This window comes from Streptomonospora sp. PA3 (assembly GCF_009728995.1).
In the GTDB taxonomy this organism is placed as follows: domain Bacteria; phylum Actinomycetota; class Actinomycetes; order Streptosporangiales; family Streptosporangiaceae; genus Streptomonospora.
Genome location: NZ_VTZW01000020.1, coordinates 89,213 through 113,948 on the forward strand (window position 1 = coordinate 89,213; position 24,736 = coordinate 113,948).

Annotated in this window: 24 protein-coding genes; 8 read left to right on the forward strand and 16 right to left on the reverse strand. The window is 72.0% G+C overall.

Features of this window, described 5'->3' with window-relative positions; genetic code table 11:
* Positions 1-7: 7 nt before the first annotated feature.
* From FZ103_RS22770 to ectA, 10 genes are all read right to left on the reverse strand, one after another.
* On the reverse strand, positions 8-694 hold the full coding sequence (locus FZ103_RS22770) for a GPP34 family phosphoprotein (RefSeq protein ID WP_156004025.1): 687 nt from the start codon (positions 692-694) through the stop codon (positions 8-10).
* A 100-nt stretch (positions 695-794) separates the two neighbouring features.
* Positions 795-1,709, reverse strand: coding sequence for a CPBP family intramembrane glutamic endopeptidase (locus FZ103_RS26110; protein ID WP_186356723.1), 915 nt, complete (start codon positions 1,707-1,709; stop codon positions 795-797).
* A 305-nt stretch (positions 1,710-2,014) separates the two neighbouring features.
* Positions 2,015-2,854: an ectoine/hydroxyectoine ABC transporter ATP-binding protein EhuA gene (gene ehuA, locus FZ103_RS22780; protein ID WP_156004029.1), complete on the reverse strand. Its 840-nt coding sequence runs from the start codon at positions 2,852-2,854 to the stop codon at positions 2,015-2,017.
* Positions 2,841-3,479, reverse strand: coding sequence for an ectoine/hydroxyectoine ABC transporter permease subunit EhuD (gene ehuD, locus FZ103_RS22785; RefSeq protein ID WP_186356724.1), 639 nt, complete (start codon positions 3,477-3,479; stop codon positions 2,841-2,843). The genes ehuA and ehuD overlap by 14 nt, the downstream gene beginning before the upstream one ends.
* Positions 3,476-4,201 carry an ectoine/hydroxyectoine ABC transporter permease subunit EhuC gene (gene ehuC, locus FZ103_RS22790; RefSeq protein ID WP_186356725.1) on the reverse strand — a complete coding sequence of 242 codons (726 nt, stop codon included), beginning with the start codon at positions 4,199-4,201 and terminating at the stop codon, positions 3,476-3,478. The genes ehuD and ehuC overlap by 4 nt, the downstream gene beginning before the upstream one ends.
* Before the next feature lie 9 nt (positions 4,202-4,210).
* Positions 4,211-5,125: an ectoine/hydroxyectoine ABC transporter substrate-binding protein EhuB gene (ehuB, locus tag FZ103_RS22795; protein WP_156004031.1), complete on the reverse strand. Its 915-nt coding sequence runs from the start codon at positions 5,123-5,125 to the stop codon at positions 4,211-4,213.
* Between the two features lie 339 nt (positions 5,126-5,464).
* Complete coding sequence (gene thpD / locus FZ103_RS22800; RefSeq protein WP_255430263.1) at positions 5,465-6,340, reverse strand: ectoine hydroxylase; 876 nt, start codon at positions 6,338-6,340, stop codon at positions 5,465-5,467.
* Between the two features lie 257 nt (positions 6,341-6,597).
* Positions 6,598-7,014: an ectoine synthase gene (locus tag FZ103_RS22805; protein WP_156004035.1), complete on the reverse strand. Its 417-nt coding sequence runs from the start codon at positions 7,012-7,014 to the stop codon at positions 6,598-6,600.
* Between the two features lie 121 nt (positions 7,015-7,135).
* A complete protein-coding gene (ectB, locus tag FZ103_RS22810) occupies positions 7,136-8,401 on the reverse strand; it encodes a diaminobutyrate--2-oxoglutarate transaminase (RefSeq protein ID WP_156004037.1) in 1,266 nt (421 codons plus the stop codon).
* Between the two features lie 81 nt (positions 8,402-8,482).
* Positions 8,483-8,986, reverse strand: coding sequence for a diaminobutyrate acetyltransferase (ectA, locus tag FZ103_RS22815; protein ID WP_394350135.1), 504 nt, complete (start codon positions 8,984-8,986; stop codon positions 8,483-8,485).
* Between the two features lie 815 nt (positions 8,987-9,801).
* On the opposite strand from ectA, the gene FZ103_RS22820 reads away from it, so the two are divergent.
* Both FZ103_RS22820 and FZ103_RS22825 read left to right on the forward strand, forming a co-directional pair.
* On the forward strand, positions 9,802-10,068 hold the full coding sequence (locus FZ103_RS22820) for a WhiB family transcriptional regulator (protein ID WP_186356727.1): 267 nt from the start codon (positions 9,802-9,804) through the stop codon (positions 10,066-10,068).
* A gap of 283 nt (positions 10,069-10,351) precedes the next feature.
* A complete protein-coding gene (locus FZ103_RS22825) occupies positions 10,352-11,041 on the forward strand; it encodes a copper resistance CopC family protein (RefSeq protein WP_156004040.1) in 690 nt (229 codons plus the stop codon).
* 55 nt (positions 11,042-11,096) lie between these two features.
* Here the strand turns inward: FZ103_RS22825 and FZ103_RS22830 are convergent, their stop codons facing one another.
* Together FZ103_RS22830 and FZ103_RS22835 are read right to left on the reverse strand one after the other, a co-directional pair.
* Entirely contained in the window at positions 11,097-11,858 is a 762-nt protein-coding gene (locus FZ103_RS22830; protein ID WP_156004042.1) for a PP2C family serine/threonine-protein phosphatase, read from the reverse strand.
* Positions 11,859-12,124: 266 nt separating this feature from the next.
* Entirely contained in the window at positions 12,125-12,877 is a 753-nt protein-coding gene (locus tag FZ103_RS22835) for an SDR family oxidoreductase (RefSeq protein ID WP_156004044.1), read from the reverse strand.
* 676 nt (positions 12,878-13,553) lie between these two features.
* Here FZ103_RS22835 and FZ103_RS22840 point away from each other — a divergent pair.
* A complete protein-coding gene (locus FZ103_RS22840) occupies positions 13,554-14,789 on the forward strand; it encodes a glycosyltransferase (protein WP_186356728.1) in 1,236 nt (411 codons plus the stop codon).
* Between the two features lie 89 nt (positions 14,790-14,878).
* Complete coding sequence (locus FZ103_RS22845) at positions 14,879-15,841, forward strand: sensor histidine kinase (protein ID WP_156004046.1); 963 nt, start codon at positions 14,879-14,881, stop codon at positions 15,839-15,841.
* 28 nt (positions 15,842-15,869) lie between these two features.
* Here FZ103_RS22845 and FZ103_RS22850 read toward each other — a convergent pair whose 3' ends face one another.
* Together FZ103_RS22850 and FZ103_RS22855 are read right to left on the reverse strand one after the other, a co-directional pair.
* Complete coding sequence (locus FZ103_RS22850) at positions 15,870-16,220, reverse strand: STAS domain-containing protein (protein ID WP_186356729.1); 351 nt, start codon at positions 16,218-16,220, stop codon at positions 15,870-15,872.
* Between the two features lie 373 nt (positions 16,221-16,593).
* Positions 16,594-17,346 carry a GAF and ANTAR domain-containing protein gene (locus FZ103_RS22855; RefSeq protein WP_156004050.1) on the reverse strand — a complete coding sequence of 251 codons (753 nt, stop codon included), beginning with the start codon at positions 17,344-17,346 and terminating at the stop codon, positions 16,594-16,596.
* Positions 17,347-17,522: 176 nt separating this feature from the next.
* Here FZ103_RS22855 and FZ103_RS22860 point away from each other — a divergent pair, with 176 nt between their 5' ends.
* The 4 genes from FZ103_RS22860 to FZ103_RS22875 all read left to right on the forward strand — a co-directional run bounded on the left by FZ103_RS22860 (position 17,523) and on the right by FZ103_RS22875 (position 22,819).
* The gene (locus FZ103_RS22860) at positions 17,523-18,686 is read left to right on the forward strand and encodes a GAF domain-containing protein (RefSeq protein ID WP_186356730.1); all 1,164 of its coding nucleotides are present in this window, start codon (positions 17,523-17,525) and stop codon (positions 18,684-18,686) included.
* Positions 18,687-18,998: 312 nt separating this feature from the next.
* The gene (locus FZ103_RS22865) at positions 18,999-20,015 is read left to right on the forward strand and encodes an aldo/keto reductase (RefSeq protein ID WP_156004054.1); all 1,017 of its coding nucleotides are present in this window, start codon (positions 18,999-19,001) and stop codon (positions 20,013-20,015) included.
* 30 nt (positions 20,016-20,045) lie between these two features.
* A complete protein-coding gene (locus tag FZ103_RS22870; protein ID WP_156004056.1) occupies positions 20,046-20,915 on the forward strand; it encodes an aldo/keto reductase in 870 nt (289 codons plus the stop codon).
* A gap of 290 nt (positions 20,916-21,205) precedes the next feature.
* The gene (locus tag FZ103_RS22875; protein WP_156004058.1) at positions 21,206-22,819 is read left to right on the forward strand and encodes a CocE/NonD family hydrolase; all 1,614 of its coding nucleotides are present in this window, start codon (positions 21,206-21,208) and stop codon (positions 22,817-22,819) included.
* Positions 22,820-22,908: 89 nt separating this feature from the next.
* Here FZ103_RS22875 and FZ103_RS22880 read toward each other — a convergent pair whose 3' ends face one another.
* Positions 22,909-23,652 carry a hypothetical protein gene (locus tag FZ103_RS22880; RefSeq protein ID WP_156004060.1) on the reverse strand — a complete coding sequence of 248 codons (744 nt, stop codon included), beginning with the start codon at positions 23,650-23,652 and terminating at the stop codon, positions 22,909-22,911.
* Between the two features lie 444 nt (positions 23,653-24,096).
* Entirely contained in the window at positions 24,097-24,735 is a 639-nt protein-coding gene (locus FZ103_RS22885) for a response regulator (protein WP_186356731.1), read from the reverse strand.
* Position 24,736: the final 1 nt, after the last annotated feature.

The following is a 24,736-nucleotide window of genomic DNA, read 5'->3' on the forward strand; positions in this document are numbered from 1 at the left end:
TGACCGCTCAGGAGCCTCCACCTGCAGCGGCGGCCCCGCTGGCGGCGATGGTGGCGGCCACGGCGCCCTCGATCGACTGGATCACCTCGCGCACCGCGCGTCCGATGTCGTCGCGGGCCACGACCGCCTTGATGGCGCGGCGCCGGTCGCCGCGGGGCACGTCGGCGAAGAGCTTGCCGTCCAGCCCTGCCGCACCGACCAGCGCGAGCAGGGCGACCGTGCGCGCGTCGGGCGCGGGATGGCCGAGCAGGACAGCGCGCACGCGCCCGGCCGCCTCGTCCCGGCTGCCCGGTTGAGCTGGGCGGTAGTTGTCGACGGGGAAGATCCCCAGGACCCGGCTCGCCTCGCGGGAGAGCGCGCCCACGGACACGGCCCGGCCGAGGAGGCGCTGCCGCTGGGCGCCCTTGTTCAGCTTCTGCACCCACCACTTGATCTTGCGCGGCTTGGGCTCGGCCGCGACCCGCGCGGCCAGGCCGTCCACGTCGGTGTCGCCGGTGCGGTGGCGACCCGCCGCCTGGAGCCGCCCGCCGCCGTCGAGTGCGACCAGGCCGGCCAGGACGGCCTCGGCGATCAGCGCCCCGGCCAGCGCGCACTGCAGGCGGTTGCCGTCGACGAGGGGGCGACCGGTGTCAGGCCGGTAGGCCAGCAGCAGCAGGTCGTCGGTGAGGATCCGCGGGTGTGCGTGGGGGGTCATCGGCCTCCTGCCCTTCTCCTGGACTCGCCCCAGGAGTATCGCAGTACCGCCGCCGGGCGCCTACAGCCGGATCCGGCCACCGGGCTGTGCGGCGCGGCGTCTACAGCAACTGCAGCGTCGGCAGTACCCGCATCAGCAGCACCCCGCTGCGCAGCAGCACGTTGAGCCAGATGTTTCGGTAGCACGCCCACACATAGCCGTGGAACAGCCCGACGGCCACGTAGAACACCGCCGCGTAGGCGGGACCGAGTTCGAACAGCTCCGACTCCGAGGAGAAGTCGCCGTACTCCGAGAGGAACACGCTGACCACCGTGAACAGCACCGTCGTCAGCAGGATGCCGGGCCAGCGCCCCAGGATCCGCTCCAGCCGCGTCTGCAGCAGCGCGCGGAAGAAGATCTCCTCGGGCACGGCCACGGCGGCGACGATGGCGACCGCCGCCGCGATGAGGATCGCCGGGTTGGGCACCGGCCCCGGGAAGACCTCCAAGGCCGTCAGCCCCAGAACCGCCCCGCCCGGGACAAGCCCCATCCAGCGCCAGGGCTCGTTCACGTTCATCGCGATCTTCGGCATCACCGTGCTGTAGCCGGCGATGGTGAACCCCCCGAGGTCCACCACGACCAGCGGCAGCACGAACAGGAACAGGATGCGGACGGGAGGCATCATGACCTCCCAGCTCACCCCGGGCAGAAAGGTCTCCGCGAAGTAGGAGACCCCCAGGGTCGCGATGAGGAAGAGCACCAGGAGCAGCAGCAGCCAGGTCAGCTCGTAGGGCATCGAGTGCCCTTCCAACGCCGCCCGCACCCGCTGGTCGAGCCGCCTGCTCTTGCGCCGGTCGGTCACCAGGGCAGTCAGCACCAGGCCGACCGCCAGCGGCACCAGCAGGTGGTTGCGCGCGTCCGCCCCGGGTGCGATCGCCTCCGGATGCATGGCCGGATTCAGCATGAACACGGCGGCAAGGGCCGCCACCGCCACGGCGACGCCCCATTTCAGCAATGGTTCCAATGACTTCGCCACCGGCCTCCCCCCAGCTCAGGGCCTCAGTCTCTCCTGTGCGAAGGGAAAGGTGACGCAATGGCAACGGTATGTCGTTACTCTCCGTTTTTTTACTTTCCGCAGAGGAAAGTGGAGTTGGCGGCGCCATCGGCGGCCGTCAACGGCAAGGCAGGTGCAAAGGGGAGGACGGGCCGCGGGCGCCGCAGCCGCGGCGCGGGCCTGCCGCGGCGCGCAGCAGGGCGCGGCGCCGGGGCGGCGAGGGGGCGGGACGGGCGCGGCTCCCTGCGGGGAGGGGGCGTAGGGAGCCGCGCCGGGGGCCGGCCGGGTCAGCCGTGTTCGAGCACGGCCTTGAGGAACGACTTCGTGCGCTCCTCCTGGGGGTCGCCGAAGATCTGCTCGGGCGGACCCTCCTCGGCCACCTGGCCCGCGTCGAACATCAGCACCCGGTGGGAGACGTCGCGCGCGAAGCTCATCTCGTGCGTCACGCACAGCATGGTGATGTCGGTCGTCTGCGCGATGTTGCGCAGCACGTCCAGCACGCCCGCCACCAGTTCGGGGTCCAGCGCCGAGGTGACCTCGTCGAGCAGGAGGATCTGCGGCCGCATGGCCAGCGCGCGGGCGATCGCCACGCGCTGCTGCTGCCCGCCGGAGAGCTGGGTCGGGTGGGCGTCGATCTTCTCGTTCAGCCCGACCAGATCCAGCAGCTCCTCGGCGCGCTGGTTGGCCTCGTCCTTGGAGACGCCGAGGCTGTGCACAGGGCCTTCGGTGATGTTCTTGCGCACGCTCATGTTCGGGAACAGGTTGAACTGCTGGAAGACCATCCCGATGTTCTTGCGCACGCTGCGCAGGTGGGCCTCGTTGGCCTTGACCAGCTTGTCGCCGCGGCGCATGTGCGACAGCGGCTCCCCGTTGACCCAGATGACGCCGCCGTCGATGTCCTCCAGGGTCATCAGCAGGCGCAGGATCGTGGTCTTGCCGGACCCGCTGGGCCCGATGAGCGTGACCCGCTCGCCCGGGGCGACCGAGAAGTCCAGCTCGTTGAGCACGACGTTGCTGCCGTAGCGCTTGACGACCTTGTCGAACCGGATGATCTCGCCGCCGGGTGCCTCCTGTGCGGACTGCACGCCGGCGGTCTCCGTACTGTGCGTACTCTCAGACTGCTGCATAACGGCGCTCCAGACGTCGGATGATGACCGCGGAGGGCACGCTCACGGCCAGGAAGAACAGCCCTGCCAGGGTGTAGGCCTCCATGCTGCGGAAGGCCTCGGTGCCGATCGCGTTGGCCACGAACAGCATTTCGCCCACGGTGATCGCGAACAGGTAGGGCGTGTCCTTGAACAGGGAGATGAGGTAGTTGCCCAGGGCCGGAACGACCTTGCGGATGGCCTGGGGCAGCACCACGGCGCCCCACACCCGCCAGGGCGGCAGGCTCAGCGCGCGGCAGGCCTCCCACTGGCCCTTGGCCACGCCCTCGATCCCCGAGCGGTAGACCTCGGCGGTGTAGGCCGCGTAGTGGACGCCCAGCACCGCGACGCCGATGGTCAGCGGCTCCACGGACGCCGGAGCCAGGGCGAACACGAACAGCAGCTGCACCAGCACCGGTGTGGTCCGGATGAACTCGAAGACCACGAAGACGACCGGCCCGATGTAGTCGATCCGGCGCAGGATGGCCACGAACAGCCCCAGGACGACGGCCACCAGGTAGCCGATCACCGTCGCCTGGATGGTGACGGCCAGGCCTTCCAGCAGCCGGGGGATGATGCTGATCGCGAATTCGGTGTCCCAGGTCACTTGGCCGCCCCCACTTTCGTTCCGGGTGTCGGCGGGCGCAGCAGGTCCAGGAGCCCGCCGCCGGCCGGCGCCCTGCCCAGCCGCCGGTTGGCCCGGCGCTCCAGCAGCCGCATCCCGAAGATCAGCACCTGGGCGATGACGAAGTACATGACCAGGGCGCTGCCGAATGCCAGCACCGTCTCACCCGAGCTGGAGCGCTGCTCCTCGGCGACCTGGGTGAGGTCGGCGACCCCGATGAGCGACACGATCGCCGACGCCTTCATCAGCTCGATGATCAGGTTGCCGAAGGTCGGCAGCATCTGCGCCCACGCCTGTGGCAGCACCACCAGCCACATCCGCCGCGCCCACGACATGTTCAGCGCGATGGTGGCCTCGGTCTGAGCCCTGGGCACCGCGTTGATCGCCGCGCGCACCACCTCCGCGCCGTAGGCGCCCACATTCAGCCCCAGCGCGAGGACGCCGGCGAACATCGGGGACAGCTGGTAGGGGGTGATCTGCGGGACCGCGTAGGCGAACCAGAACAGCAGGATGAGCGCCGCCACACCGCGGAACGCCTCGGTGTAGACCGTGGCGACGGCGCGGGCGACCGGGTTGCGCAGGGTGCCGAGGATGCCGATCACCATGGCCAGCACGAAGGCCACCGCCGAACCCAGCACGGTCATCAGCAGTGTGATCAGGGCCCCGTCCAGGTAGAGCGGGAACCTGTTGAGGAAGAATTCCACGCCGGGGCCTTACTGCGAGCAGAGCTCTTCGGTGGTGAGGTCGCCGGGGTGGGCGGCCTCGTCGAAGCCGAACGGCTTGCCGATCTCGGTCAGCCGCCCGCTCTCCTTGAAGTCGGCGAGGACCTTGTTGAACTCCTTGAGGAACTCGTCGTTCTCCTTGCGGAAGGCGAACCCGCCGGCGGGGATGACCTCCTCGCCGTCGACGACGGGGGTGAACCCCTCGGTCACCTCGTAGTCGTCCTGCATGCCGCGCTGCTCCATCTGGTAGTTCAGGGAGAACGTGCTCAGCCCCACGGCGTCCACGCGGCCCTGCTCCAGCAGGTCGAGCATCTGCACGGCGTTGTCCCCCAGCGTCATCTGCTCCTTGGTGACGCCGTTGCCCTCGGCGTAGTTCTGCTCGACGGAGGCGTTGAGGACCGCGATCTTGATGTCGGGGTTCTCGGCGACGGACTTGTAGTCGGAGATGTTCTTCGGGTTGCCCTTGGGCACCATGAAGGCCTCGAGCACCTTGTAGTCGGGCTCGGCGAAGGCGACCTCCTGGCAGCGCTCCGGGGTGATGTACATCCCGGCGGCGACGACGTCGTAGCGGCCCGCCTTGAGTCCGGGGATCAGGCCGTCCCAGCTGACGGTCTCGGCCTCGATCTTGTCGATGCCCATCTCCTTGACGATCGCCCGCAGCAGCTCGGGCGCCTCGCCGGTGACCTTGCCGTTGTCGTCGATGAAGCCGAACGGGGGCTCGTTGTTGATCGCCGCCTTGATGGAGCCCTTCTCACGCAGGCTCTCCAGCAGCGTCTGCCCTTCGGCGGGCTCGGTGCGGGAGCACGCGGCCAGCCCTGGCCCCGCGGCCAGCGCCGCGGCGGTGACGCCGCCGACGCGGAGCAGGTCGCGGCGGCCGAGGTGGCTCAGGGGACTGCTGTTGCTCATTGGTTTCTCCTCGTCGCGAAACTAAGGGGGGAGGCGAAAAGCGCGGCGCCTCCCCCCGCGCGGGGGCGCGGGAGGAAGCGCCGTGCGGTGGTACGGACATGCGCGGCCCCTGGGACGGTCCCCGGTCGAGCAGGGATCGGGACGTCTCAGTACCCCCGGTCACGCGCGGCGCCCGGCACCAACCGGTGCCTGCCGACTCCGTGCCCACGATCCCCCAGGGCTAACGGCGTCGGAATAGCACGTTATGCACTGGTTATCCCGATACTTGGCCGGGACCGGCCCCGTAACGATCAGGCCACGGAAGCCTTAGCTTCGCGGTGTCGATTCGGTGTTGCGGGGTTATTTCACGGGGGTGAAGTCCTGGGCGCCCAGGAAGTAGGGCCGCGGCTTGGATGCGGCGAAGGGCGCCTCGCAGGTGTTCTCGACGCTGTTGTAGACGATGAACACGTTGGAGCGCGGGAACGGCGTGATGTTGCCGTTGGAGCCGTGCATGCAGTTGGAGTCGAACATGACGGCCCCGCCGGCGGGCCCGGTGAGCACGTCGATCCCGTGCTGGTCGGCCAGGATCGACAGGCTGCTCTGGTCGGGCGTGCCGATCTCCTGCTTCTTCAGCGACGCGCGGTAGTGGTCGTCGGGCGTCTCGCCGACGCAGGAGACGAACGTCTTGTGCGAGCCCGGCATGATCATCAGCGAGCCGTTGTGCTCGTAGTTGTCGGTGAGCGCGATGGAGATGCTCACCGCGCGCATCCGCGGCATCCCGTCCTCGGCGTGCCAGGTCTCGAAGTCGGAGTGCCAGAAGAAGTCGGTGCCGGAGAACCCGGGCTTGTAGTTCACCCGGCTCTGGTGGATGTAGACGTCGGAGCCCAGGATCTGGCGGGCGCGGTCGACCAGGCGGGGGTCGCGCACCAGATCGGCGAAGACCGGGCTGATCTTGTGCACCTCGAAGACCGAGCGCACCTCGTCACTGGCCCGCTCCACGACGACGCGCTCGTCCTTCTTCAGCTCGTCGTCGGAGCTCAGCCGCGTCAGCTCGGCGCGGAAGGACTCCAGCTCGTCCCGGGTGATCAGGGATTCGAACTGCAGGTAGCCCTTGGCGTCGTAGGAGTCGAGGGTGGCGGCGTCCATCGGGCCGCTCGCCGCTTCGCCCCAGACGGTGGGGTCCTTGCGGTAGAGCAGGGCCGGTGCCTGGTCCTTGCGGGTCGGGTAGTCGTCCATGGTCGGCTGTTGAATGGTCAACGCAGTCATGGCCATACCCCGGAGGGATTCGCTCCTTTTCGGTGTGCGCGCGGCGTCCGGTGGCCGCGCCGTCGTTCGTCCTCGCTTCTGTGCGGATTTTCGACCTTTTGCCGTGCGGCGCTCGCGCGCCGCGGCCCGCGGCGCTGCCGCGGGTTCGCGCGGGGCGGGGACCGGCGCGCCGGGCGTGCCGGTCCCAAGCGTGCGGGGCGCGGCCGCGGCCGCGCCCCGCACGGGTCCTACTGCGGCGGGGTGTCCAGCCGCTCCCCCGTCTCGGAAAGCAGGGGGTACACACCGTTCTCGTCGTGCACCTCGCGGCCGGTGACGGGCGGGTTGAACACGCACAGCACCCGGAAGTCCGTCTTGGGCCGCACCGTGTGGTGCTCGTGGCCGTTGAGGAGGTACAGCGTGCCCGGAGTGATGAGGTGGGTCTCGCCGGTCTCGTCGTTGGTGACCTCGGCCTCGCCCTCGATGCAGTGCACCAGTTCGATGTGGTTGGCGTACCACATGCTGGTCTCGGTGCCCGCGTAGAGGACGGTCTCGTGGAACGAGAAGCCCACTCCGTCCTTGGCCAGGACGACCCGGCGGCTGCGCCAGGTCTCGGTCCGGACGTCGGCGTCGGTGCCGTCGACGTCACTCAGACTGCGCACGATCAAGGTGCCTACTCCTCTTGCTTACTCGTGTGGCCGAAGGCGGGGTCCCGAACGGGCCGTCCGGGACCCCGGTACTCCTTCACTGCCAATTGTGGGGGCGTCTATGCCCCGCGCCCAGCGCCGGTCATGCGGGCTGCGGAGTCTTCATCGCGGCGCGCGCGGCGTCGGCGATGATCTCCAGGCCCTCCTCCAGCTCCTGCTCGGTCGTGGTCAGCGCGGGCAGCAGCTTGGCGACCTCGTCCTCGGGCCCGGAGGTCTCCAGGAGCAGGCCGCGCTCGAAGGCCTCGCGGCTGAGCGCCTTGGCCGCGCCCGGGCGCTCCAGCACCAGGCCGCGGGCCATACCCCGACCGCGCACGTGGGCCTCGTCGGGGCCCAGCTCCTCGGCCACGGCGCGCAGGCCGCGGTCGAGCAGCTCGCCCTTGGCCTCGGTGCCCTTCTGCAGGGCGTCATCGCGCCAGAAGAGCCGCATGGCCTCGGCGCCGGTGACGAAGCCCGGGTTGGGGCCGCGGAAGGTGCCGTTGTGCTCGCCGGGCTCCCACACGTCCAGCTCGCGCTTGAACAGCGTGAGCGCCATCGGCAGGCCGTAGCCGCTGATGGACTTGGACAGGGTGACGATGTCGGGCTCGATGCCGGCGGTCTCGAAGCTGAAGAACGGGCCGGTACGGCCGCAGCCCATCTGGATGTCGTCGACGATGAGCAGCATGTCGTACTCGTGGCAGACCTCCTGGAGGCCCCGCAGCCACTCGGCGCTGGCGACGTTGATGCCGCCCTCGCCCTGCACGGTCTCGACGATCACCGCGGCGGGCGCGTCCAGACCGCTGCCGCTGTCCTCGAGCAGGCTGCGCAGCCAGAGGAAGTCGGGCGTCTGGCCGTCCATATAGCGGTCGAAGGGCATGGTCGCCGAGTGGCTCAGCGGCACGCCCGCTCCACCGCGCTTCATGGAGTTGCCGGTGACCGCGAGGGCGCCCAGCGTCATGCCGTGGAAGCCGTTGGTGAAGCTGATGACCGTCTCGCGGCCGGTGTACTTGCGGGCGAGCTTGAGGGCGGCCTCGACGGCGTTGTTGCCTGCAGGGCCGGGGAACTGGACCTTGTAGTCGAGTCCGCGCGGGCCGAGGATCGTCTCGCCGAATGTCGCCAGGAAGTCGCGTTTGGCGGTGGAGTACGCGTCGAGGCTGTGCACGATCGCGTCGCTCATCAGGTAGTCGATGAGTTTGGATTTCAACTCCGGGTGATTGTGCCCGTAGTTGAGCGAACCAGCACCCGCGAAGAAGTCGAGGTAGGGTCGCCCCGACTCGTCGTAGACGTAGCTGCCCCGCGCCTCGTTGAAGACGACCGGCCAGCTACGGCAGTAGCTGCGGACTTCGGATTCGAGGCGTTCGAAGATCTCCATCGTGAGTTCCTTGAGTCCTTTCCCCAGTTTCATGGGCTCACGTGTGTGGCGCTTGGGGTTCGGGTCGGTCAGGATCGGGTGTCAGGTGTGTCGGCGGACGTGCTTGTCGTCGGTGCCCGGTCGACCCAGGGGGCCGATCCGGACCAGGTCTTCGGGTTCGTGCTCCTCGCTTCCGTCGGCTGGGAAATGCTCCCGCCCGAACAGCGGGGTCCACACCGCTTCGCATTCCCTGGAACGGGCGAAGGATTCGAACAGCGCGCGTGATGCCGCGTTGTCCGGGGTCACCGTGGCCTCCAGGTGGACCAGCCCGCGCGCGGCGATCCGCTCGCCGATGTGGTCGAGCATCCGGCGCGCCAGCCGCCGCCCGCGGAATCCGGGGTCGACGCCCACCTGCCACAGGAAGTAGGTGTCGGGGCGTGTGGGGCGGATGAAACCGGTGACGAAACCGCGCGGCTGCCCGGCTTCGTCGCGGGCGATGACGCTGGTGTCGGCGAAGTCCCGGGCCCACAGCGTGTAGGCGTAGGGCGAGTTGATGTCGAGCCCTGTGTCGCGGGCCAGCCGCCACAGGTCGGGGCCGTCGGCAATGGTCGGCTCGGCCAGGCTGATGCCGTCGGAAGCCGCCCGCCCGCCGACTACTGCGGGCTCATCTCCAGCACCGGGCACGGTCCTGGTCTCGTCGTCGGTCTGTTGGTCAGGCACGTCGAAGAAACATAGCGAACGTTCCTGAGCTGCGTGTCCCGCGCGCCGACGGCGAATGTTTCAGCCCGATGCCACCGGGTATGACCCGCGGGTTTGTCACAGCGGTTACTTTGCGTCGCAGCGCGGGAGACGCGCGGGCGCCTACGGAGACTGCCCTCTACGCCATGCTCACCAGGAGGTTCGGGGCGGCGTCCGGGAGCGGCCCGAGAGGGCGGCGGCGCCTGCGGCCAGCGGAGATTGTTCCTGATACCAGGCCAACATAGAGGGACTCGCAGCCGATTTTAAGGGTGTGTTAAGTCACACCGATTCGGATGAAAGCTCGCGACATTCCACCCCGATTACGGACATCGACCCCGTGCCCCCCGCCCCCGCGTCCCTCGGGCGAGTGCCGCAAGGCCCGCCGCCGCGGGCGAAAGCCCACGAAGAACGGGACTCCGCGCGGTTTCGGGGTAGCGGGCCGCGGGAGCCGAGCCCGCTCGCCGGTGCGGGCTCGAAGGCGGCGCCGCAGGTGCGGCGGAACTTGAAGCACAGCCCGAAATTTTGGCAGACTTTTCGTAGTACGACCACACGTAGTACTACGATGGGTCGCATCGCGATGGAGCGGCGGCCACCGCCCTCCGGCTCGCGACCAGACACGTCCCGCGTGCGGCACCGGCCGACCGGCCCCGCGCGGGGGACCGGCCAGGGAACGGAGGCTCCTGGTGAACCGCCTTTACCACGACAGCGAAGACTGGGTCGCGCAGGGCGCATGCCGGCAGTACGACCCGGAACTCTTCTTCCCCGTCAGCACGACGGGCCCCGGGCAGAACGACGCGGAGCTCGCCAAGGCCATCTGCCGCACCTGCGCGGTGCGCTCAGAGTGCCTGAGCTGGGCGCTGCGCGCGGGCGAGCCGCACGGCGTCTGGGGCGGGACCACGCCGGAGGACCGCCGTTACATGCGGCGCCAGCCGCTGCCGATGGCCTCCTAGCCTCCTGCCCTTCCGCCGACCGGATTCCCGGGGCACCGGTCCGCCGAGGCGGCGCCGGACGCACCGGTGCGCGCGGTCCCTCAGGCGGCGTCGGCTAGGTTGAGGAGTCGTGCGGCGTCCACGCGCCCGGCTCCGCGAACCGCCTCCGCGCCGAGGGTTGGGGCGCGCGGGCGCCGCAGGGCCCGCGGCAGCAGCCGTGTACCGGGCCGCGCGGCCGACCGGCCGTGTGCGCGCCGGTTCCAGCCCGCCCACCGGACACGCTCACCCCTCGAAGGACCCGCCGATGAACCTGGCCGACCCCGCAGCCGCGTCCCCAGCACAGCGGCGCCGACGCGCGGCGCGGCGCCCGGGCGTCGCCGCCGCCGCGCTGCTGGGCTCCCTGGCGCTCGCCACCGCGACGGCTCCCGCCGCGCTCGCCCACGACACCCTCATCGACTCCTCGCCCCAGGACGGCGCCGAACTGGACACCGCGCCGGACGAGGTGGTGCTGACCTTCAGCAACGACATCGGCCAGGGCGGCAACGCGATCGTGGTCACCGGTCCCGAGGGGGAGACCCACGAGGAGGGCCCGGTCGAGATCGACGGCCCCGAAGCCGCCGTCGGCCTGAAGGAACTGCCGGCCGCCGGCGAATACACGGTCGCCTACCGGGTGGTCTCCTCCGACGGCCACACGCTGGAGGACGAGATCGCCTTCTCCGTCACCGAGGCGGCCGTGCCCGAACCCAGCCCCTCCCCCGAAGCCGAGTCGCCCTCGGCCCCGCCGACCGGCGGCGACGAGACCGGCGGCGCCGACGCCGAGGAGGCTCCCGCGGCCCAGTCGCCGACCGACCCCATGTCGTCCCTGCTCGGGCCGGTCGGCGGCGTGATCGCGGCGATCGCCGTCCTCGCGCTGATCGCCATCCTGCTCATCCGCATACGCAACCGCCCCGGCGGCCGCGACGGCGCGGACGGCGACGGGGGCGGCGACAGCTAGCGCCCCGACCGCAGGCGGGTGCCGGGGGGCGGGCGGCGCCCGCCCCCGGCACCCCTCAGACGCGGCGGGCCAGCAGAATGCTGATGTTGTCGCGGCCGGAGGCCTCCATGGCCGCCTGCCACAGGCCGTGCACGGCGCCTTCGTCGCTGCCCGCCTCGGCGATGATGCGCTCCATCTCCTCCAGCGGTACCAGGTCGGAGAGGCCGTCGCTGCACATCAGCCAGGTGCCGGGGTCGGGCTCGTGGTCGCGTCCGACGTGGGGCACCATCGCCGTGCTGCCGCTGCCGCCCAGCGACTGGGTGATGAAGTTCGTGGTGACCGGCTTGCCGTCGTCGGAGGGGGGCAGCGGCGGCGAGTCGTCCTGGGAGAGCTGCCGCAACCGGGTGCCCTCCAGCCGGTAGGTGCGGGAGTCGCCGACGTTGAACCAGTAGTTGCCGTCGGTGTTGAGCAGCAGGCCCGCCACGGTGGTGCCCATCCCGGAGAACTCCGTGTGCTGGGTGGCGTGGTCCTTGATCTCCTCGTCGATGTTCTTGAGCAGGACGTCGACGTCGTCGGGGCCGGCCAGCCGCGGGCTCATCTCGGCCATGCGGTGGACGGCGTGCTCGGAGGCGATCTCGCCGGCCGCGTGCCCGCCCAGCCCGTCGGCGACCGCGAGGATCACCGGCTCGCTGACCGGCAGTACGCACCTCACCGGCAAGGTCATGTTGGCGCTGGCGATGGTGAGCGCACCCATGACCACGGCGTCCTCGTTGGCCGAGCGTACGGCGCCCCGGTGTGTGAGGGCTGTGACCGTGACTTCCCCACCAGCGACACCCATACGCCCAACCTCCTGTTTCAACGGCAGTACCTGCCGAACAGTCCAAGCGGCGCCTGGCCGTTCGGGAGGCCGCGGCGCGTTGATCATGCAACCGTATCGGGGCACCGCTGATCGTGGTCAAAATCCGCGTACATCATGGCGGAAATCGCCCTCATACGCAGTTCCCGATCGGTTCATCGCACCCAAAGTACGGGCCGCCCCGCCGCTTCGGCGAGCATCCGTCCGCCGGATACGACGAATCCCGCCTATACGCTCGGATTCCGCCGCTACCGCGGATGCGGAACCTGGGCTACTCCTACCACTTCTCCGGTGCGCCCGTCGTCGGCGGCCAGGTCCGCGACGGCGGCCGCGACGGCCGCATCGGTGTCGGCGGGCCGCGGCACCAGGCAGTTCAGCCGCACTCCCCGCTCCCGCAGGGATCCCGCCAGGGAGCGCAGCGCCGCGTTCTCCCGCGGCCGGCCGGCGCCCGGCGCGGACCGCTCGCCCAGCACCACCGCGGCGGCGCCCTCACTCAGGAACGGACGCGCGGCCCGGACCGCGCGCAGCGCGGACCCCAGCTCGGGAGGCCCTCGCAGCGGACGCGGCGCCGGGGCGGTCGAGGCTACGGCGGCCCCCAGACCGCCGCTGCGCTGCGCTCCCCGGGCGGCACCCGCCGCCGCGTGGACCACCAGCAGGTCGAGGGGACCGAACTCCAGCGCCGTGTAGGCGACCGCCGCCCGGCCGTCGCTCTCGCTGGCCGGGTCGCAGTGGATGGGCAGCGACCAAGAGCCCAGCGCCGAGACGAGCCCGGCGGCCAGCACCACCGGGTCGTCGGCCAGGCGCCGCCTGGGCACCGGGCGCGCCCCCGCCGCCCGGCCGGGAAGGCCGGTGTTGTCGGCCAGCGCCACGGCGGCGCCCTCCTTGGCCAGCGCCGCCGCGACGGCGCTGCCCGAGCCGTCTTGGGCCAGCCCGCCGAGCACCAGGGCCCGGCAGCCGTGCAGGGACCCGGAGGGTGTGTAGTCCGGCAGCGGGTCCCGCACTTCGGCGGTCCTCCCCTGGGGGATGCCCGCCGCGCGGGCGCTCCGGGGTGGCCGCGCAGTCATCGCTTCCTCGCTCTCCGGTCACAGGCGACGCCTACGCGGCAACCGTGCCCGTGGGACCACCGGCCAAACGCGCACCAGGCGTTGCACGCGTCGCCCCGCCGCGTAGCCGCAGGTAGCAGCGCCTTGTCCACCACTCCGCGGCTCTGGCATAATCGGACTCGTTGGGTGTCTAAGACGCAGACACACCGACGTTCGCGCGCTCGCCGCGGCGCATCATCGCGCCTGTGTTCCAGCGAGCGCTTTTCGTATCTCTGCGAACGCTCGAAGGTGTGATCTCCATGCGTCTGCCCCGTTCCTGCTGCACCCCCTCCACCAACGGAGGCGGCGCGCGCCGCCGCTCCGCGGCGCTGCGCGCGCCACGCGGCCCCGATCCCGCAACCCCGGTGGTCCCGGTCCCGTGCGGTTCGGCGGAGGGGTCCTCCTCCTTCCAGGAGACGGGGCCCCACGCGCCACCCGGCCACCGTTCATCCCTCACCGCCGCCGCCGACGGAGGGCTTCGCGACGCCGCGCGTCCCGCCGCCCCGTCCGGCGCCGCGGCTCGCGCGGTACCGCACCCCTGCGGCCCGGCTCCTGCCTACGCATCGGGTCGCCGTCTCGTCGTGAGGAGTCACACGTGAAGATCGCCATGGTCGCCGAGCACGCCAACCCGCTTCCCGCCCACAAGGGGGAGCCCGCCTGCGGCGACAGCGTCCACATCGCCACCCTCTCCCGCCAGCTGGCCAAGGCGGGCCACCGTGTGACCGTCTACGCCCGCCGCAACGCCCCCGACCTGCCCGAACGATCGCGCATGGGGCGCGGCGTCACCGTCGAGTACCTGTCAGCGGGACCCGAGCGCCGCCTTGAGGACAGCGCCGCGACCGAGCACACCGGCGCCTTCGCCGCGGCGCTGGGCGGCCGGCTCGCCGAGGACCGCCCCGACGTGCTGCACGCCTTCGGCTGGACCAGCGGCCTCGCCGCCGTCTCGGCCGCCGAGGACGGCGGCGCGCCGCCCATCGTGCAGACGTTCCACTCGCTCAACGCCGCCGAGCGCCGCGCCGGCCTGCCCCAGCAGCGCGACCGCTCCCGCATCGAGGCCGCGATCGCCGGCCGCGCCGACCATGTCGCGGTCAGCTCCGCCGACCAGCGCTTCGAGTTGGCGCGGATGGGCCTGCCCCGCGACCGCGTCAGCGTGGTCCCCTTCGGCGTCGACACCGACCACTTCACGCCCGAGGGCGCAACCACAGCCGAGACCTGGAGTCCGCGCCGCAACGGCCGCACGCGGATCATCTCGGTGACCGACCTGGCAGGCGGCGGCGCGGAGACGCTGATCGGGACGCTGCGCCGGCTGGCCGGCGCCGAGCTGACCGTCGTCGCCGGTCCGGCCCAGGTGGAGCTGCCCCTCAGCGCCGACGCGCAGCGGCTGGAGCTGCTCGCCAAGGAGGCCGGCGTCGACGACCGCATCAGCCTCACCGGCCCCGTCGACCGCAAGGAGCTGCCGCGGCTGCTGCGCTCCGCCGACGTCTACGTCTCCGGTTCCGCCTACGAGCCCTGCGGCGGCGCCGTCCTGGAGGCCATGGCCTGCGCGCTTCCGGTGGTGGCCCGCGGCGCCGGGATCGTCAACGAGGCCGTGCTCAACGGCACCACCGGGACGCTGCTGCGCACCGCCCGCCCCGATGCGCTCGCCCGCGCGGTGCACGCGCTGACCGCCGAGCCGACCATGGCCACCGCCTACGGGATCGCCGGTGCCGACCGGGCGGCCTCCCGCTACACCTGGGAGCGCGTCGCGGCCGAGACCGAGCGCGTCTACCAGCAGGCACTCCCGGACCGGGAGGGCGCGTTGCCCTACGCCGCGGGCGATGGTGCACACTAGTCGCCGATCGGGCGCACGCGGGTGCGCCGGCGCACACCGCCGAACGGACGGGGCAGGTGCTCCGGCTGGAGGGCTTGCGGGATGACGCCATGACGTCGCGCGCGGAGTCGGCCGGAACCGACGCGGGCCGCACCGGGGACTTCCAGCACCGCGGTGCCTTCTTCTCCTCCGCGGAGGAGCTGCGCGGCCGAGTCCTGCCGAGGCTGCGCGCGGCCTTGGACAGCGGCGACCGCGCGATCCTGGCGGTCGCGCCGCGTACGCGGGCCGCGCTGCTGGCGGGCCTGCCCGCCGCCGACGCGGCCGCGGTGGAGCGGGTGGATCGCCGCGACCTCTACGACGCTCCCGGGCGCACGCTGGCCGCCCTGCACCGCCGCGCCCGCGCCGAGCACCCCCGCCCGGTGCTCGTGGTCGGCGAGCCCCCGATGCCCGTCGAGGACCCGATGCGGCTGCGCGAGTGGCACCGGCTGGACTCGGTGCTGACGCACGCGCTGGCCGGTACCCGGATGCGGCTGCTGTGCCTGCACGACGAGCGCGTACTGCCCGAACGCGTACGCAGCGACGTGCGGCGCACCCACCCGGTACTGCTCGCTCGCGGCGACGAGTACGGCAGCCCCGACTACGTCGACCCTGCGGCCTTCAGCGCGCCCGACGCCGCGCGCCCACTGCCGGCGCCCGCCGGCGAGCAGCGCAGCCTGCGGATCGGCCCTGACCTGGCCTCCCTGCGCACGGCGGTCGGCGAACTGGCGGAGAAGGCCGAGGTCCCCCGGGAGCGGCTGGGCGATCTGGTGCTGGCCGCCAACGAGCTGGCCGCCAACGTCGTGGAGCACGGCGGCGGCACCGGCACGCTCACGCTGTGGCGCAGCCCCGGGTGGGTGGTGTGCGACGTCGCCGACCGCGGCGGCGGACTGCTCGACCCGCTCTGCGGCTACCGGCCGACCGAGCCGGTCAGCCCGCGCGGCTACGGCCTGTGGATCACCCGGCAGGTGTGCGACTTCATGGAGATCAGCGGCGGGGCGAACGGGACGCTGGTCCGGGCGCATTTCCGCGTGTGAGGCGCGGAACACCCGCGGCCGGGCCGCCTCAGGCCAGCACCGTCTCCACGGCGTGGCCGGTGTCCTCCTCGATCCGCAGCACCTGGTCGATTCCGGCGATCACCAGCAGCCGCAGCACGCTGCGCTGCGGCGCCGCGACCGCCAGGCCCACACCGAGGTCGCGCGCCTGGCGGTAGGCCGATACCAGCACGCCGATGCAGCGCGAGTCGCAGAAGCCCACACCGGACAGATCGATGACGATCCCCCGGCACAGGGGCTCGGCCGCCAGGATCCGGTCCAGCACCTCGGCGAGGCCGGGCGAGGTCACGGCGTCCAGTTCGCCCTCGGGGGAGACCACCACGACGTCGCCCTCCGACCGGACCGGGATATCCGTCGCCACAGTAGTTCCTCGATTCCCGCTGGAGGCGCTTCGCGCCGCGGACTGATCCATCCTCACTCACCGCCCTCGACGGCAGACGCTGCGCGCCGCGGCCGACGGGTCGCCCTCGCAACGAAGGCGGGCGGGCCGCGGTTCCCCGGTCGGCGCGAACGCGCCCGCGGGGGTGCGGTACCGCCAACATTAGCCCGGTGACAGCGGGCGATACAGAGCCGGCAGCGCAGCGTCACCGCACTGATACGGCGCGGTACCCGCCTCTTGGCCCGTCCGTGGCCGCACCGTGTCCCGGGCTGTCCCCAGGCTGCCGAGCGGCGGGAGGACGGGCCGCCTCATCGTAGTCGGACCCGGCCGCGCGCCGGCGCCGGGGCGGCCGCCGCTACCGGCCGCCGGCCTCGCCGTGCTCGGCCACCAGGCTGCGCGCCACGTCGGCCACTTTCAGCCGGTTGCGCTGGGCCACCCGGCGCAGCTCCGCGAAGGCCTCGTCGGCGTCGCACCCCCGGGCGTGCATGATGATGCCCTTCGCCTGATCGATCACCGCCCGCACCGACATGGCGCGGCGCATGTGGGCGGCTTCGCGCGCGACGTCGGTGTAGCGGCCGACGCTGTGCAGCGCGACGGCGGCGTGCTCGGCCAGCAGCGCCATCAGCGGAGTCACCGCCGCCTCGTCGAAGGCGTCCGCCCGGCCCGCGTGCACCCCGAAGGTGACCACCTCTCCCTCCAGCTCGCAGGGGAAGGTCACCGAGGAGCGGTCCCCGCACTGGACGGCCATGCTGGTATAGGAGGGCCAGCGCTCCTCGCGCAGCACGTCGCCCACAGCAACCGGGCGCATCTCGCGCACGGCCTCGACCGCGGGCCCCTCGTCGATCGTGTACTGGTGCTCGAAGGCCGTGGCCAGGTCGGGGTGGGAGGCGCCGTAGTCGACCACCACGTGCCGGCCCGCCACCTGCTCCGACTCCTCGGAGCGGTCGTCGCCGGGCGCGACGTCGTGCCAGATGACGACGAGCGCCGCGGAGCATCCGGGCACCTCGCGGGCCGCGGCCGCGCTCATCCGGTCCAAAGCGCGCTCCGGCGTGGCGGTCTCCGCCTGGCCCAGCGCGCCGATCTCGCGCGCGAGGCGGTCGACCCACATGGGCACGTCCCCCTTCCCGGTCCCAGCGCCGCCGCGGCGGCCGGGAATGGCCTGGCGGGCGGACCGTGTGACTCAACGGTAACCGTGATCTCACCGCGCCTGTTCCATGCGCTAGCGTCATGGCGGGGGTCGGGCTCTCCCGGCGGCCCGCGCCCGTCCACGTCAGGAGTCCAAGCGTGCCGGACAACCTCGCCGACCTGCAGCGCGAGATCGCCGAGCTGAGCGACCGCGTCGCGGCGCTGCGCAGCACGCACACCGCCTACCCCGACGACTCCGCCGAGACCGCGGAGGCGGCCCTGGCCGAGCTGGGCTTCGCCCAGGAGCTGCTCCAGGACTGCGGTCGGCGCCTGGCCGCGGCCGAGTCCGCCGCGCCGCGCCGGTCCAACGGCGACGACGAGCGCGCGGTGCTGCGCGCGGTGTTCACGCAGCTGAGCGTGCCGGTGGTGCTGCTCGACCACGACGGCTACATCCGGCGCATCAACGCGATCGGCGCCGACCGGCTGGGCAGCTCCAGCGGCTATCTCTCGGGCAAGCCGTTCGCCAACTTCGTGGACCTGCGCCGCCGGGCCGCGATGCGCTCGCGGCTGGCGGCGGTCCTGCGCAACGGGGAGTCGGCCTCGTTCGACTCCCGGCTGGCGCAGCGCGGATGGGCCGAGGACGTGCACCTGACGCTGACCCGGCTGGACGTGCCCACCGAGGCCGCGCCGCTGGTGCTGGTGGTGATGTCGCCGCCGCTGTCCAGCGGCGAGGACGAGGGGCCGGCGCCGCTGGAACCCGAGGTGGAGGACCAGGTCGTCGTCTTGGCGGCGCGGCGGCTGGACGTGCTGACGCGGATGACGCGGCTGCTGCTGGCCAGCGCGGGGCCGGGCGGCGCGGGGCGGCCCCTGGCCCTGGACGACGCCGCGGCGCTGCTCGCCGACTCCTACGCGGACTGGGTGGTCATCGACGTGTGCGACCTTCCCGACAGCGCCGAGCAGGCCCGCCGCGCGGTGGTGGCCGGGCCCTCCGGCGAGGACGGGCAGAAGGCGCTGGTGGAGTCGCTGGACCCGCTGCGGTCGGAGATCCCCAGCGACGTGCTCAAGAACGGCAAGTCGGTGCTCAACCAGCTCATCGAGGACGAGACGGTGCTGGGCGCGGCCGCCGGCGGCGCACCGCTGCTCAGCGCCCTGGGAGCGGGCTCGCTGATGTGCGTCCCCCTCAAGGGCAGCCGCGGCGTGCGCGGCGCCCTGACACTGATCCGCCGCAGCAACCGCGGCGGCTTCCGCCTGGCCGACCTGGGCCTGATCGAGGAGATCGGCGAACACATCGGCCTGGCCCTGCCGCCCCGTACGGAGGGGTGACAGGCCCGTTCCACTCCTCAGGAGGAACGGTGCCTGCGGCGGGGCGGCGCAGGAGCTCCGTCCGATTTGCCGGCGATGTGACACACGAGGGGCACGCTCAACTACACCGCACTGGGCCAAGAGGTCGTCTGTGGTGCCCGGCTTCTTAAACAGGACGTCGTCCGAACCCTCGACTTCGAGTCGATAGTTGACGGTCGGCAATCGTCGGCCCCGGCATGGGAGCGGAGACCTTCGGGACGGTCGCATACGTTGGCTGGAGGCGGACCGTGTGCCCGCCGATTGCTGAACGGACGTCACGAAAGGCCGCCGGCCATGGAATACGCACCGTTGGGCCGCACCGGCGTCAAGGTCAGCCCGCTCACGCTGGGCGCCATGAACTTCGGCTCCTGGGGGAACGCCGACCACGACGACGGGGTACGCATCATCCATCGGGCCCTGGACGCGGGCATCAACGTCATCGACACCGCCGACGTCTACTCGGCCGGGGAGTCCGAGGAGATCGTGGGCAAGGCCCTCGCCGGGCGCCGCGACGACGTGGTGCTGGCCACCAAGGCCCACGCCCCCATGGGCGAGGACCCCAACATGCGGGGCAACTCCCGCCGCTGGCTGGTCCGCGAGGTGGAAAACAGCCTGCGCCGGCTGAACACCGACCACATCGACCTCTACCAGATCCACCGGCCCGACCCCGACTGCGATCTCGACGAGACGCTGGGCGCGCTGACCGACCTGGTCCGGGCGGGCAAGATCCGCTACGCCGGATGCTCGACGTTCCCGGCGCACCAGATCGTGGAGTCGCACTGGGTCGCCGAGCGGCGCGGGCGCGAGCGGTTCGTCACCGAGCAGCCGCCCTACTCGATCCTCGCGCGCGGCATCGAGGCCGACGTCCTGCCGGTCGCGCGCCGGTACGGGATGGGCGTGCTGCCGTGGAGCCCGCTGGCCGGGGGGTGGCTCTCCGGCAAGTACCGCAAGGGCGCCGAGGTCGACAGCCCGCGGATGCAGCGGCTGCCCGACCGCTACGACCCCGCCAAGCCGCAGAACGCCGCCAAGCTGGAGGCCGTCGAGCAGCTGGTGGGCCTGGCCGAGGACAGCGGCCTGACGCTGATCGAGCTGGCGCTGGCCTTCGTGCTGGAGCACCCGGCCGTCAGCTCGGCGATCATCGGCCCGCGGACCATGGAGCAGCTTGAGTCGCAGCTCAGCGCGGCGGATGTGCGCCTGTCCACCGACGTCTTGGACCGCATCGACGAGATCGTTCCGCCGGGCACCAACCTGAACCCGGCCGACGCGGGCTGGACGCCGCCGGAGCTGCAGCCGGCCGCCCGCCGCCGCTGACCCGCACGCCTACACCACGAGGAGCACGACATGACGCAGTCCACCGCGCGGCCCGCCGCGGCCGCGGGGACGTTCGACATCGGCGGCGACCTGACCGTCAACCGCCTGGGATACGGGGCCATGCAGCTCACCGGTCCCGGGATCTGGGGGGTGCCCTCCGATCCCGACGAGGCGGTGCGCGTGCTGCGCCGCGCCGTGGAGCTGGGGGTGACGCTGATCGACACCGCCGACTCCTACGGACCCTTCGTCAGCGAGGACCTGATCGCCAAGGCGCTGGCGCCCTACCCCGACGACCTGCTGATCGCGACCAAGGGCGGGCTCACCCGGCACGGCCCCGACATCTGGCTGCCCGTGGGCCGACCGGAGTACCTGCGCCAGTGCGTGGAGATGAGCCTGCGCCGGCTGGGGCTGGAGCGCATCGGCCTCTACCAGCTGCACCGCATCGACCCGCAGGTGCCGCTGGAGGACCAGGTGGGCGTGCTCGCCGAGATGCAGGCCGAGGGCAAGATCGCCCACATCGGGCTGTCGGAGGTGAGCGTGGCCCAGATCGAGGCGGCACGGGTGATCGCGCCGATCGCCACGGTGCAGAACCTGTACAACCTGACCGAGCGCGGCTCGCAGGAGGTGCTGGAGTACTGCGAGGGCAACGGCATCGGGTTCATCCCGTGGTTCCCGCTGGCGACGGGCGAGCTGGCGCGCCCCGGCAGCGTGCTCGCCTCGGCGGCGGCCGACCACGGCGCGTCCGCGGCCCAGCTGGCACTCGCGTGGCTGCTGCACCGCTCGCCGGTGGTGCTGCCGATCCCGGGCACGTCCTCGACCGCGCACCTGGAGGAGAACCTCGGTGCGGCCGAGATCGGCCTGAGCGGTGAGGAGGTCGACCGGCTCACCGCGCTGGCCTGAGCCCGGTCCCACCCGGCCACTGCTCCTTTTTCCCGCGGCCGGTCGGCGGCGGCGCCCCCGAGGCGTGGGCCGCCGGCCGGCCGCGGCGTCGTTGCGGGGCCCATTCCTCGCCTTCCGGGTGGCCCTTTACACAGCCGAGCCGACGGTTTAATTTAACTCTCTAGTAACTTACCCCCGAGTAGAGAGCGCGGCCGAGCGGAAGGCGCGTCCGCCGCCGCGCAGCAGTCCCCCGTCCCTACGACTCCCCGCCCCCGCCGGCCCGCGGGCCGGATACCGCGTCCGAGGTCAGCATGCACGCATCCCGCACCCTGTTGGCGACCGCGCTCGCCTCGATACTCCTCGTGCTCTCCCTGTCACTGCCCGCATCGACCGCCCTTGCCGACACCGCGACCGGCGCCCGGATCGCCTACCGCACCATCCCCGGCCACGGCGGCATCGACCTGCGGGCCATGGTCATCACCCCGACCGGCTACGACGGCCCCCGGCCGCTGCTGGTGATGCCTGCGGCCTGGTCCACCAACAACCTGCTCTACGTCGGCGCCGCCAAGCGGCTGGCCTACGAATCGGGATACCAGGTCGTCAGCTACACCTCCCGCGGATTCTGGGACTCCGGCGGCGAGATCGAGGTCGCCGGGCCCCAGGACGTCGCCGACGCCCGCGCGGTCATCGACTGGGCGCTGCGCGAGACCGACGCCGACCCCGAGCGCATCGGCATGGCCGGCATCTCCTACGGCGCCGGGATCAGCCTGCTCACCGCCGCCGCGGACGAGCGCGTGCGCGCCGTGGGCGCCATGAGCGGCTGGAGCGACCTGGCCGCCTCCCTCTACCCGGGCGAGACCATCAACTTCCAGGCCGTGGAGCTGCTGCTCACCTCCGCCCACCTCACCGGGCGGCCCGGCGACGACCTGCTGGAGATGGAGTCGGCCTACCGCCGGGGCGACGTCCGGCCCGCGCTGGAACTGGCCCCCGAGCGCTCCGCGGCCACCAAGCTCGCCGCCCTCAACGCCAGCGGACCCGCCATCATGATCGGCCACGCCTGGAACGACGGCATCTTCCCGCCCAGCCAGCTCACCGACTTCTACTCCGCCTACACCGGCCCCAAGCGGCTGATGCTCTCGCCGGGCGACCACGCCACCCCCGAGGCCTTCGGCGCGTTCGGGCTGCCCAACGAGACCTGGGAGTCGCTGACCCGCTGGTTCGACCACCACCTGCGCGGCGCTGACAACGGCATCGCCGCCGAGGACCCGGTGCGGGTCAAGCCCAACAGCGGCGGCGACTGGAGGGCCTACCCCGACTGGCAGGCGGTGACCGAGCAGGAGACCACGCTGCACCTGGGCGAACCCGAGCGCTCCTGGAGCAACTGGCAGGCCACCGGCGGGCTGGAGGCCGAGCCGCGCACCGGCTGGGACTACGGCGTGCGCAGCGGCATCGGCACCACCGCCGAGAGCGGCACGCTGATGCTCAGCGGCGCACTGCAGCAGTTCGCCGACATCCCCACCGGGGTCGCGCTGCCGCTGGTGGACCGCCGCCGCGCGGGCGTGTGGACGAGCGAGCCCTACTCCGAGGGAGTGCGCGTCAGCGGCACGCCGCGCGCCCGACTGACGGTGACGCCCACGGACACCGAGCAGTCGCTCTACGCCTACCTTTATGCCGTCGACAGGCACGGCACCGGGGCGCTGGTCACCCACAAGCCCGTCACCCTGCGCGGTGCCGAGCCCGGCGAGCCGCAGCGGGTGCGGGTGGAGCTGGAGCCGGTCGTGTGGGACGTCCCGGCCGGGCACCGCCTGGCGCTGGTCGTCGACACCCGCGACGCCCGCTACACCGACGAATCCGACCTGGGCGAGCGGGTGGTCTTCGGCTCCCCCGAGTCCGCCCCGTCCACGCTGACGGTGCCCACCGCCTGAGCGGGCGGCGGGACCCGACGCGAAAACGGGGGCGCCGGCCGTGCCGGCGCCCCCGCCCGCGCGCCCGCCCGGCGGGCCGCGGCCGAGCGCTACGTGCGCCGCATGAAGTAGAACATCAGGCCCAGCATCACGATGCCGACGATGACCAGCAGGCCGCCGGCGACGGCGCCGCCGATCAGCAGCGGCTGCGCCATGCCGCCGTCGGAGGCACCCGCGGCGGGCTCGTCGGTGGTGACGCCGTTGTCGGGGGTCTCCTCGGCCGGGGTCTCGGTGGGCACCGCCTCGCCGGTGACGGTGACCGTGGCCAGCGAGTCGGTGGTGCTGTCGGGCGAGCAGATGGTGGTCGAGGGTCCGGCGCTCTGCTCGACGTCGATGGTGATGTCGCCCGGCGCCAGCGTCACCTCGCCCGGCGCGGTGGGCGTGAAGGTGCCCCGCAGCGCCGTCTCGTCGAAGGTCTCCTCGTTGTTGGTCCCGAATCCGCCCTGGGCCTCGGTGGTGGCGGAGGCGGTCAGCGACGGGGCCGCGTCGCCGCTCAGCGTGACGTCGGCGGTCAGCGTGCCCGAGGTGATCTCGCCGCCGTCGGTGTAGGAGTAGTAGTTGTAGTCGCTCGGCTCGACCTGGAACTCGATCTCCTGGCCGACCTCGGCCTCTGCGGGAGCGGCGACGTAGATCTCGATGTCCATCGTCTCCGCGAGGTCGCCGGCCTGGTCGTCGCAGGTGTAGCTGTAGGTGGCCGACGAGCCCTCCAAGCTGTCGGCCGCGGCGGCCGTCGCGCTCAGTGAGTATCCCAGGCCCAGGCAGACGGCGGCGAGCCCGAGGGCTGTGCGGGACATCGTACGGGACACGGTTGTCGCTCCAATGAGTCTGAGGGAAGTGGCAACTGGAATCCGCGCCGCACCACGTGTAGCGACTCAACCAAGGCGGGGAACCGAGCGGTCCTGACAGTGGCGGCGAAGTATGCGGTATGTGGCAGGAAGACCGGGTCAAGCTACCACGGGCTGCGCAGCGGGCCCTCGCGGCCCGGCGCTGTCACGAAGTGCAATGCTAAGCGAATCGGTTGTCCCGAAAAGGGATGATTCGCCCTTCGTTACACACACGAGACCGCAGGTCCCAGGGCTTCCCGGGCAGCCGCCCGGCGGCTTGTCCGTTCTTCACCGACTCAGACGCCGCCGCGCACGGACCGGTTCCCCCCGTTCGCGGGACACCCGGCCCGGCGGCGCGAGACGGCCGGAGGCGGCCCCGGCCGCCCCGGGGCCCGGCCGCCACCCGCGCCCCCGCTACTGCGGCCCGCGGATCGCGTCGACCAGGGTGGTCAGCCGCGCCACCGACCGGTCGAGGTCGCGGACCGCCTCGATCGTGCTCGGGTCGGAGTCGTGCTCCTCGGTGACGATCCGCTCCCGCAGCGACTCCAGGTTGGCGGTGATGTCGGCGACCCGGCGGGAGAGCTGCTCGGCCACCGGCGCCGCCGCCTCGCCGGTCTCGGCGGCCAGGTCGCGCTGCAGCATCTGCGACTGCGTGCGCAGGCGCTGCTTGATCTGGTGCAGCTCCACGAACACCTCGACCTTGGAGCGCAGCACCCACGGATCGAAGGGCTTGGTCAGGTAGTCGATCGCCCGCGAGGCGTACCCGCGGAAGACCCGGTGCCGGTCGATGCCGGCACCGGTGAGGAAGATGATCGGGACGTCCTTGGTCTTCTCCCGCTGCTTGATGTGGGAGGCGGTCTCGAACCCGTCCATGCCCGGCATCACAACGTCGAGCAGGATGACCGCGAACTCGTCCTCGAGGAGCGCCTTCAAGGCCGCCTCTCCCGAGTTCGCCCGGACCAGGTTCTGGTCCAGGGACGTGAGGATGGCCTCCAGGGCCGTGAGGTTCTCGTCGCGGTCGTCCACGAGGAGGATGTTGGCCTTCTGCGGCACG

Coding starts and splice junctions, on each gene's coding strand:
- FZ103_RS22770 (WP_156004025.1), bottom strand. CDS start 694: ATGACCCCCCACGCACACCCGCGGATCCTCACCGACGACCTGCTGCTG.
- FZ103_RS22825 (WP_156004040.1), top strand. CDS start 10,352: ATGAACCTGGCCGACCCCGCAGCCGCGTCCCCAGCACAGCGGCGCCGA.
- ehuA (WP_156004029.1), bottom strand. CDS start 2,854: ATGCAGCAGTCTGAGAGTACGCACAGTACGGAGACCGCCGGCGTGCAG.
- ectB (WP_156004037.1), bottom strand. CDS start 8,401: ATGGAGATCTTCGAACGCCTCGAATCCGAAGTCCGCAGCTACTGCCGT.
- FZ103_RS22880 (WP_156004060.1), bottom strand. CDS start 23,652: ATGTCCCGCACAGCCCTCGGGCTCGCCGCCGTCTGCCTGGGCCTGGGA.
- thpD (WP_255430263.1), bottom strand. CDS start 6,340: ATGGACGACTACCCGACCCGCAAGGACCAGGCACCGGCCCTGCTCTAC.
- FZ103_RS22855 (WP_156004050.1), bottom strand. CDS start 17,346: ATGTGGGTCGACCGCCTCGCGCGCGAGATCGGCGCGCTGGGCCAGGCG.
- ehuB (WP_156004031.1), bottom strand. CDS start 5,125: ATGAGCAACAGCAGTCCCCTGAGCCACCTCGGCCGCCGCGACCTGCTC.
- FZ103_RS22875 (WP_156004058.1), top strand. CDS start 21,206: ATGCACGCATCCCGCACCCTGTTGGCGACCGCGCTCGCCTCGATACTC.
- FZ103_RS22870 (WP_156004056.1), top strand. CDS start 20,046: ATGACGCAGTCCACCGCGCGGCCCGCCGCGGCCGCGGGGACGTTCGAC.
- FZ103_RS22865 (WP_156004054.1), top strand. CDS start 18,999: ATGGAATACGCACCGTTGGGCCGCACCGGCGTCAAGGTCAGCCCGCTC.
- FZ103_RS22830 (WP_156004042.1), bottom strand. CDS start 11,858: ATGGGTGTCGCTGGTGGGGAAGTCACGGTCACAGCCCTCACACACCGG.
- FZ103_RS22845 (WP_156004046.1), top strand. CDS start 14,879: ATGACGTCGCGCGCGGAGTCGGCCGGAACCGACGCGGGCCGCACCGGG.